The following is a 9,369-nucleotide window of genomic DNA, read 5'->3' on the forward strand; positions in this document are numbered from 1 at the left end:
CGTACGTCAAACGGCGTACGCCAACCATATTTCGAACACAAAACTGAAAGACCCAGCCTAACGAGCTGGGTCTTCGTCGCAAAGTTGCTTGGAATTACAGGTTGTCCACGTATTCCACGAGATCGCTCATGGTCTCGAGGCCTTCGGGTTCGCCGAAGTCAACGTCCAAGCGCTCTTCGAGCTCGCAAATGAGCTCGACCATGTCGAGCGAATCGACGCCGAGCGATTCGAAGGTCGAATCCTCATCGACGTTTTCGGGCGCGATGTCGAGGTTTTCCTGAAGAATGTCTTTAATGGTGTCGAGCGTGGCCATGTTCGTCCTCTCGATGTCGTCCAATATCACAAAACATGTCATGCGTCGCTTATTGTAGCGCTCTTTCGCTTATTTTACGCGCAGGGCGATAATCGCGAAGCAGGCAAGGGAGAAAGCGGCGGAAAGCCCGAATGCGGCATGGAAGGCCACCTCGCCCGTCAATGCGCCGCCACAAGCGAAGAACACCATGCCGGCGCAGCCAATCGAGGCGCATGCTTGACGTGCGGCCGTGCCAAAACCCGAGCCGTCGGAAATCTGGCGACCGCGGAGCCCCGATAAGCTCCACGCGATAAGCGGACCAATAAGCCCCGAAACGCCCGTCGAACGCACGCCTTGCATGGCGCAAACCACCCACAATGGAGTGGAGGCATCGCACGAGATCATGAGACATGACCCCGCAACAAGGCATACGCCGAAAAAAAGCGCCACGGGCCTCGCTCCAATTTTGTCAACAAGCGCACCCGCAAGCGGATTTCCAATAAGCGCCGCAACAGTGCCCGGCAACAGCACCAATCCGGCTTGCATGGCAGTTCCCCCGCACAAACCTTCGATATACAAAGGCACAAGCAAGGTGATTCCCATAAAAGAAGCGAACAAGCAATTAAGCGCCCAGAAGCCGTACACGAATTCCTTGTTTTCGAAAATACCCAAATCGACCAGCGGGTTTTTCAAAGAGCGCTGGCGTTTCGCGAACGCAAACAAACACGCTGCGCCCACTGCCAGTGGAGCCCAAACGAGCGGATGGAAAAGCGAGAACGACGATGCCTCCGATGCGGCCACGAGCAGGCCACCGAAACCAAGCGCGGAAAGCGCGAAAGAAAGCACATCGAAGCCCGCAGGATACGAAGCATCGTCACGGCGCTTCACGGCAAACTGGCAAGCGATTCCAACAACAACGGTCAGTGCGACAAGCAGCCAAAAGAAGCTTCGCCAGCCAAGGCTCTCGACCATCGCGCCACCAATCGTGGGGCCGATATTCGGCGCAAACCCCATAGCAATGCCTGAAATGCCCATAGCGGTTGCTTTGCGCCCATCGGGAAAGCGCGTCATGGCGATAGTCTGCACGAGCGGCAAGAGCATGCCCGCCGCAACAGCCTGCGCCAAGCGACCCAAAAACAGCACTGCGAAACTCGGGGCAACCGCAGAGACGAGCGCGCCCATGGCGAACAACGCGATGGCAATAAGCGTGAGATCTTTAAGACGGAATCGGCCCATGAAATACGAAGACAGAGGCACGACGATGCCCAGTACGAGCATATACGACGTCGTGAGCCACTGCCCCACCCCCTCAGCGATACCGAACTCGGCGCATATCGAAGAAAGCATGGCGTTCAGTCCGGTTTGGGCCAAATTCCCCACCGAAGATGCCAACACCACCAACGCGAACAATACGATAGTCTGTCGATGCTCGTTCTCTCGCACGGTATTCCTTCCACGCATGTAAAAAAACCGCCCCGAAGGACGGTTCGTAAATGATACCTCATTTAAAACATTACGCGCACGCTCCGAATTAAGAAGCGACGCACGCAATCGCCTCCCGCGGATTCGCGCTGCGACGATTTCGTGTCGGGCCACCCGGAGCGACGGCAGAAAATCGCATCATCCGCCGCTCGTGCGCTTCCTAACGGCAAAACCTCGGGCTACATAAGCGTCGTATCCCTTGAGGTAGTGACGCCTTGGCCCTTCTTCGCCGTGCGCATGAGGAACTCTTTATTGTCGTCGGTCTGCTTGAGCGACTTGATGAGCATATCCATGGCACGCTCGGTATTATTCATATTCGCGAGAATGCGACGAACCGCCCAAATGACCGGAGCCTCCTGGGGGTCAAGCAACAAATCTTCGCGACGCGTGCCGCTTGCAATCGGGTCGATTGCCGGGAAAATGCGTCGATCGGCCAACGAGCGGTCAAGCTTGAGTTCCATATTGCCCGTGCCCTTGAACTCCTCGAAAATGACCTCGTCCATCTTCGAACCCGTCTCAATAAGAGCGGAAGCCAAAATGGTGAGGCTGCCGCCGCCTTCGATGTTGCGGGCTGCACCAAGGAATCGCTTCGGCGGGTAAAGTGCCGTAGAGTCAACGCCACCCGACAGAATACGGCCGCTCGCGGGCGTTGCCAAGTTGTAGGCACGTGCGAGACGCGTGAGGCTGTCAAGCAAAATAACGACGTCTTGCCCCATTTCCACCAGGCGTTTCGCACGCTCGATGACGAGCTCGGAAACTTGGATGTGGTCTTCGGTCGGCATATCGAACGTGGACGCGATAACCTCGCCAGCAATGGAACGCTGCATATCGGTTACTTCCTCGGGTCGCTCGTCGACGAGCAGGCACATCAGGTGCACGCTCGGGTTGTTCGCCGTAATAGCGGCGGCGATATCTTTGAGCACCGTGGTTTTACCGGCCTTCGGAGGCGACACGATAAGGCCGCGCTGACCCTTGCCGATAGGCGAAACCAAGTCGATCACGCGGGCGGTAATCGTGGAATGACCATGCTCCATAGTGAGCGGCTCATCGGGGAAAATCGGCGTAAGGTCGGCGAATTTCACACGACGGCCCTGCTCTTCGGGAGCGATGCCGTTAACCGAGATGACCGTTTGGAGCGCGGCGTACTTCTCATTTTCGCGGGCGGGGCGCGTTTGGCCCTTCACCATATCGCCCTTGCGCAAATTGTTGCGGCGAATAACCGACGTGCCAATATACACGTCCTGCTCGCTAGGCAAATACCCCTTCGTGCGCAAGAATCCGTAGCCGTCTTGCATGATGTCGAGAATGCCGGTGACTTCGATAAAGCCTTCAGCACGCACGCTTGCCTCGAACACCTTATCGACGAGCTCGGCCTTCTTCATGCCGGCCGTGATTTCGATTTCGAATTCAGCGGCCTTTTCACGCAGCTCCGCTACACGAAGGGCAGACAGGTCATCGATATTGGTTTTCGGAGCATATTGATCGCGGCGATTGTTGCGGTCGCGGCGATTATGACGATCGTTGCGATCGTTGCGTCCGTTGCGCGAATCGCGATTGTCGCGCTGATTTTTGCCATTGCGATCACTGCGATTATCTCGACCGTTGCGCGAATCGCGTTCGCCCTTGTTTTGGCGATCATTACGCTCCGCGCGCTGGCCGCGATCACGCTTCTGATAGCGCTGAGCATTGCCATCGGCCTTCGACTCGCCCTCGTTGGAGGATGCGCCGCCCTCGGCAGCGGAATCGTCATTGGAGGAGGTGTCGATTTGCACGGATTTGCGGGGACGAGCTGCGCGACGACGCTCGGTGCGCTCTTCTGCGCCAGATTCGTCGGAAGCATCGCGCTCTGAAGCAGTATTCTCACGCTCATCATTACGGGAATCATCGCTGTGCGCAGCCTCTTTTTCAGAGGCCTCGACGGCGGCGCGAAGCTTCGTTGAGCGGCCTGGACGCTTGCGCGTCTTGGGAGCCTCTTCGGCCTGATCTTTCTTATCGGATTGGACGCCCTCTTCGCCCTCGGAGGCAGAAACACTCGCTTTGCGACGCGTGCGGCGCGCGGGCTTTTCGGCCACGGCTTCGTCTACAGCCTTATCGGCAGAAGCAGCCGACTTCGTGCGGCGCGTCGTGCGCTTGGGCTTTGCGGTCGGCTTTTCGGCTGAAGTTTCGGTCGCAGCATCTACCGCAGGCGCAGCCACGGCGGAAGAGGCCTCGGAATCGGCCTTGCGAGGACGGCCGCGACGCTTCTTGGGAGCTTCGGCGGCAGGTTCGGCAGATTCGGAAGTCGCTTCATCGGCTTTTTTCGCGCGACGAGCGCTGGGCTTCTTCGGCGCAGCTTCGCTCGCGGCACCATCGGACGCAGGCGCGGCCGCGGGGGCCGCCGCGGGTGCGGCGGCCAGCTCGGTGATCATCTCGTCAGCGATCATGCGTTAGCGACCTTCTCCCAGTCCTTCAAGAAGGACTCGAGACCGCGGTCGGTAAGCGGATGCTGAATCATTTTCTTCAGAACATTGAAGGGAACGGTAGCGATATCGGCGCCCATCAGGGCAGCCTGCGTCACATGGTTCGCGCTGCGAATGGAAGCGGCGATAATCTCGACCTGCTCATGGTTGACGGTGTTCTCGCTGTAATCGTAGTTGTTGATAGCGGTCACGACGTTTTCCAGCTGGGAGAGGCCGTCTTCAGAGATATCGTCGAAACGGCCTACGAACGGTGAGATGTAGCGAGCGCCAGCGCGGGCAGCCAAAATAGCCTGAGGAACGGTGAAGCACAGCGTCATGTTCACGCGAATGCCCTCGTCGGCGAGCGTGCGGCATGCGGCCAGGCCCTCGACCATCGTGGGGATCTTCACCACGACGTTGGGAGCGATGGCGGCCAGCTCGCGGCCGTCGCGCACGATTTCGTCGCGCGTCATGGCAACGCTCTCGGCGCTCACGGGGCCGTCGACGATTTCGCAGATGCGCGCGATGTGGTTGTGGAAGTCGTCAAGCTTGCCACCGATGCGCGAGTACAGCGTAGGATTGGTGGTTACGCCAGCGAGGGCGCCCCAGCTCGCAGCTTCTTTGATCTCGTCGAGATCGGCGGTGTCGAGAAAGAACTTCACTTTTCCTCCTTTATATGCAGGAATGCCCGAACCTTTTGGCAGGGGCCTATACACGATTGATTGCGCGGAAAGGCACGCGAGAATTGAGTTCTATGGAAAATGGGATAGATTTCTGAGAACGGGCCGATAATACCACGTCGTACAGAAGAAGACGCTGAAAAGCAGTGAAAAAGAAACAACGCCGCAAAAAGGGTCGCCCATGGCGACCCTTTCAAGCATTTCCAAACGTAAATGTTCGCTATTCGGCGACCTCGACAAGCTCAATCTCGAACGTGAGGTCTTTGCCGGCGAGCTCGTGGTTCATATCGAACACGCACTTCTCGCTGTCGACCGAAACGACCTTCGCCGGGAAGGGGCCCATGGGGCCTTGGAAGTACACCGTCTGGCCAACGGGCAGCTGATCGGCGTTGGGGACCTGCGAAACAGGAACTTCCTGAACGGCCTGCGGGTTATATTCGCCATAGGCATCGGCAGCGGGGATTTTCACCGTTTTCTTCTCGCCAACGGCCATATCCTTCACGGCAGCATCGAAGCCGGGAATCATCTGACCGGCCATGCAGGTGAACTCGATGGGTTCGTTGCGATCGTAGCTGCAGTCGAACTGCGTGCCGTCGTCGAGCGTGCCGCGGTAGTGGGCCTTGACCTTTTTGCCTTCGTTGCTCATGGGAGCACGTCCTCTCTTTGTATTGAAAGATGCATGCCGCTCACTATACCCGATTGGCTTCGTTATTTCGACGCAATATACCAGCCATCGCAAATCGATACAGAACCACGAAGGTGGACGACGGCGCGCACTGGGCAGCCTACGCCGCAATCGGCTGCGTATATTGCCATCCAACAAGCATGGTAACCACGATGGCAACAAGCGAGGCCACCACAGCCGCGAGAATCGTTTGCCACCAGTTCAACCGCGCCATCACAGGGAACCGCACTTGCAATCTGCGGCGATCAAGAAGCGTATAGGCGGTCGCTGTGAACATGGTGCCCAGCATGAACCAGTATTCAAGAAGGACGAACCACATCGGCAGCCCTTCGATTCCCTCAACACCCGGGTTGAACGGGCTCGTAAAGGCTATCGCCATGAAAAAGAGATACACGATTGTGAGCACCACGTTCCACGCGACGCCCAACCCTTGCGGAATGAACTGCGATGGCGTTCTTTTTGAATGCCCGTGCATTTCTGGCGCCCAGTTGGTGCCAGGCGCATCGGAACCACAAGCGACCCCGGTCGCATATCCCGAAGCAGATGCGCTCACCCCTGTCGCCATTTCGGCCGATGCGCAGCCGCCTTGCGGTCCGAAGTTCCGTCCCGCTCGGTCGTCCCAGCTGCCGTTTGCGCTCATGCAGCCCGTTTGCATGAAGCTCGCTTCATGCAAAGCGAGCTTGAATGCGGCTTTCAACTCGCGAACGCCCTTGTAGCGATTCTTCGGATCGAATGCCGCCGCTTTCGCAATCACACGCCTCATCGCCTCAGGGACGCCGTCTATCTTGAAATTACGTTCGCGCAACGTGGCATCGGGCACGTTGCCGACCAGGCAAAAATAGAGAAGCAGCCCAAGGGCATACACATCGGATCGCACCGTCGTTTGGGCAAAACCGAATTGCTCGGGCGGCGCATAGGCGCGCGTGCCGAAATGCGTCGTGTCGGTTTGCGCTCCCTGCATGCACGTGCGCGATATCCCGAAGTCGATAATCGTCAGAGATTCACTCGACAGCATGATGTTTCCTGGCTTCAAATCGCGATGCACGATGGGCGGGTCAAATCGTTCATGCAGCTCGCACACCGCATCGCACACACGAGGAAACACATCGGCCGCCAACGCCATCGAAGGCGCGCATCGGCGAACGACATCCTCGAGCGTTTCGCCGAACACGTACTCCATGACAACCACGATTTCGTCACCGATAATCGCGCAATCGTATATGCGAGGAATGTATCGGAAACGCCTCCCTGCCTGCTGAGCAGCGAAAATACGCTCATACGCACCTCCGAGGCCCGATGAGCGTTCAATGCGCTTTCGAACGAAAGGGCCTTGCGAGGCGCCATTCACGCCCTCGAAATGCACGCGCTCGGTAATTTCGGTCGAAGATTCCTTCAGGACCTCGTCGACGACATAGCAGTCTTGGCGGCGCATCGCCTCAAGCTGGGCAGCCAGCTCATGGGAGATTTCATCGCATTCATCGCTCGCGGCACATCCCCTTTCGCCGCAAGCGGTATCATCGCCGCCAGCGGCGCACCCACGGGCAGCAATTGCGAAACCACGGCATACGCCACAAGAGCCCGACGCGCGGCGCGGGCTCTCGATCAATTCGCTTTCGCATGTGTTGTGAGACAGAAAAGCCATGCGGCAATACTAACAGACAATATCGCCTGCCGCATCGGCGGCATCGCGAGTGCGCCGCTATTGGCAAATGGTCTGCTCGCCGAAACGGTACAATTCCTCATCGGTGCGCCGCAGCGTGAGGCCCTTTTCTATGCAGAAAATGATAATCGCATCGCGTCGATCTTTGCAGTAGAGGGCACTTTGCCCCGCCGCCTGCAACAAGCGATTCGTCTCGCGCAAATCGAGATTCATGGCGAACGCGAGCGCGAGCGCCTTATCTCGTCCGCATCCACGCTCACCCTTGAAAATCTGCCAACCGAACGTTTCGTTAAGGCCAGCTTCGCGAATCACTTTCGAACGAACCAAACCGTGATTGGCGAGCAGCCATTGCAGATATTCGGACAATGTCGGTGCCTGCAAATTATGCGTGCTCGTAAACTGTTCCGGGCTGGGACTTTCGAGCAATTCGCACAGCAGCTCTTCGGTAAGCGGTTCCTTCACGCGATATTTCCTTCGTTTCCGTCGACGGGCGCGGGCCTGCGCGCGTGCGGCCGGTTCATCGTTCAGCCATTCGCGCGCTGGCTCCCCGTAGGTAAATGCAAAATTGCCCACAATTGTACCCTGCGTAAATGCGTCCGACTACATGTTCGCGATTGCGTAGTCGGCTTCTTCTTCGGTGAATTTCTCGCCGTATTCGGAAGTGAGCTGGTCATGAATCGCGGCCGGCGACATGTTCATCATTTCCTCGTACGACTTCGCCTTTTCAAGAGCATTTGCGTTCCAGTCGGCAACCACGTTGTCAATCGCATATTGCGCCGCCTCGGCAGAGAACTGCTCGCCGTATTCGCTCGTCAGTTGATCATAGATGCCCTGCTTCGACATATGCATCGTGTCGGAATAGCTCTTCGCCTTCGCCAAGGCAGATTTATATTCCCGAGGAACCTCAGCTTCGGCGGGCTGTTGCGGGGCCGCCTGCTGGCTCGATTCCGCCACCGAAACATCGGACGCCGCCGAGCTTGTTTCGCTTGCAGACGGAGCTCCACTTGACGCACTCGCGCTCGTCGCGGCAGAACCGTTCGTTGCGTCGTCAATCGCCGCCGAATACATGCTCTGCGTCGCCAAAACCACGACAAGCGCAACCACATTCAGAACAAGCCCGACAATGGCCAAGACCTTGCCCGATTTCTTGCCACGGATGACGGCGATAACGCCAACCACTCCGAAAATACCGCCCAGCAACGCAAGCAGCGCAGAAAGGTTATTCACGATAGGCATCCACGACGAGACAATCGCGATAACACCGAGCGCAAGAGACGTAATGCCCATCGCCGTCTTCGGCATTGCGGTTTCGGGCGCCGGCTGCGGAGCCTGGGGCTGGTACTGCGTGTTTTCCATTTCTGATTCCTTCCCATTAAAATGCATGGTTTATTTCGAGAACAAAACCAGGAATCATGCTAAGGGTTTCCGCATTCAAAAACATTTGCTGCCAGCTAATGAAAGTTGTGTTCTGATATTGCAAAATTGTTGCGCAACAGATTTTCGAAAAACAGTGATACGGTTTATTGCATGCCAAGTGCCCGCCGCATTCCTCCACGCAAATTCGGAGTGCCCGGGCGCTTGGCCCCTTTCCAGTCGCTCTCGCGGCGCTCCCCCCCTACGGAGCATGCCGACGCACCGCATCCACCGCAAAACATCGCGGCGCTCGAGCCAAAACCGCGAAGGCGTGCGACAGACCAGCGCATACAACAAAGCATTCTGCGCACCGCTTGCCCCCCACAAGAGCCGATTATCCGCGAAACGCCCTCACGACCTCCCAAAATATGTACTTCCTTGATACCATTTCCCCTAACGGGAAAGGCGCATTTCAGCGCCCTAAATCATGGAGGGAATTATGAAAAAATTGAAGACTGGCGCACTCGCGACGCTTATTGCGTGCGCAATGGCCGCTTGCCTGGGCCTCGTTGCCTGCTCAAGCGGGCCCACTGACGAGGAAGTCATCAAAGAAGGCATCGCAAGCGAACTCGACCCCATCAAGAACCTCGACGACGCCACCTTGGACGAAATTCTCTCCGAGGCCGGCAGCGAATTCGCCATGCTCGAGTCGATGGGCATCGACAGCAAGACGCTCGTGAAGTCGTACCTCGACGGCTTTGACTACACCATCGATTCGG

Annotated in this window: 8 protein-coding genes and 1 pseudogene; 1 reads left to right on the forward strand and 8 read right to left on the reverse strand. The window is 57.4% G+C overall.

From position 1 onward, the window contains the following. Positions 1 to 94: 94 nt before the first annotated feature. From ACWI8T_RS06490 to ACWI8T_RS06525, 8 genes are all read right to left on the reverse strand, one after another. Positions 95 to 313: an acyl carrier protein gene (locus ACWI8T_RS06490; protein WP_288169186.1), complete on the reverse strand. Its 219-nt coding sequence runs from the start codon at positions 311 to 313 to the stop codon at positions 95 to 97. Between the two features lie 69 nt (positions 314 to 382). Continuing rightward, the gene (locus ACWI8T_RS06495) at positions 383 to 1,735 is read right to left on the reverse strand and encodes a DHA2 family efflux MFS transporter permease subunit (protein ID WP_449138353.1); all 1,353 of its coding nucleotides are present in this window, start codon (positions 1,733 to 1,735) and stop codon (positions 383 to 385) included. Between the two features lie 218 nt (positions 1,736 to 1,953). Then, positions 1,954 to 4,197: a transcription termination factor Rho gene (gene rho, locus ACWI8T_RS06500; RefSeq protein WP_449138354.1), complete on the reverse strand. Its 2,244-nt coding sequence runs from the start codon at positions 4,195 to 4,197 to the stop codon at positions 1,954 to 1,956. Further along, positions 4,194 to 4,874, reverse strand: coding sequence for a fructose-6-phosphate aldolase (gene fsa / locus ACWI8T_RS06505; RefSeq protein ID WP_123219193.1), 681 nt, complete (start codon positions 4,872 to 4,874; stop codon positions 4,194 to 4,196). The genes rho and fsa overlap by 4 nt, the downstream gene beginning before the upstream one ends. Positions 4,875 to 5,112: 238 nt before the next feature. After that, positions 5,113 to 5,538, reverse strand: a complete 426-nt coding sequence (locus tag ACWI8T_RS06510; RefSeq protein WP_114616289.1) for an FKBP-type peptidyl-prolyl cis-trans isomerase — start codon at positions 5,536 to 5,538, stop codon at positions 5,113 to 5,115. A gap of 139 nt (positions 5,539 to 5,677) precedes the next feature. Then, positions 5,678 to 7,219 (reverse strand): protein kinase domain-containing protein, encoded by a 1,542-nt coding sequence (locus tag ACWI8T_RS06515; RefSeq protein WP_449138355.1) that lies wholly within the window; start codon positions 7,217 to 7,219, stop codon positions 5,678 to 5,680. Between the two features lie 57 nt (positions 7,220 to 7,276). Next, positions 7,277 to 7,699, reverse strand: coding sequence for an XRE family transcriptional regulator (locus ACWI8T_RS06520; RefSeq protein WP_418950141.1), 423 nt, complete (start codon positions 7,697 to 7,699; stop codon positions 7,277 to 7,279). Positions 7,700 to 7,837: 138 nt separating this feature from the next. After that, the gene (locus tag ACWI8T_RS06525; protein WP_449138356.1) at positions 7,838 to 8,593 is read right to left on the reverse strand and encodes an Ltp family lipoprotein; all 756 of its coding nucleotides are present in this window, start codon (positions 8,591 to 8,593) and stop codon (positions 7,838 to 7,840) included. A gap of 496 nt (positions 8,594 to 9,089) precedes the next feature. Between ACWI8T_RS06525 and ACWI8T_RS06530 the strand changes: the two are divergent. Continuing rightward, a pseudogene (locus ACWI8T_RS06530) lies at positions 9,090 to 9,369 on the forward strand (hypothetical protein); the annotation flags it as partial.

Source organism: Slackia sp. (assembly GCF_977041755.1).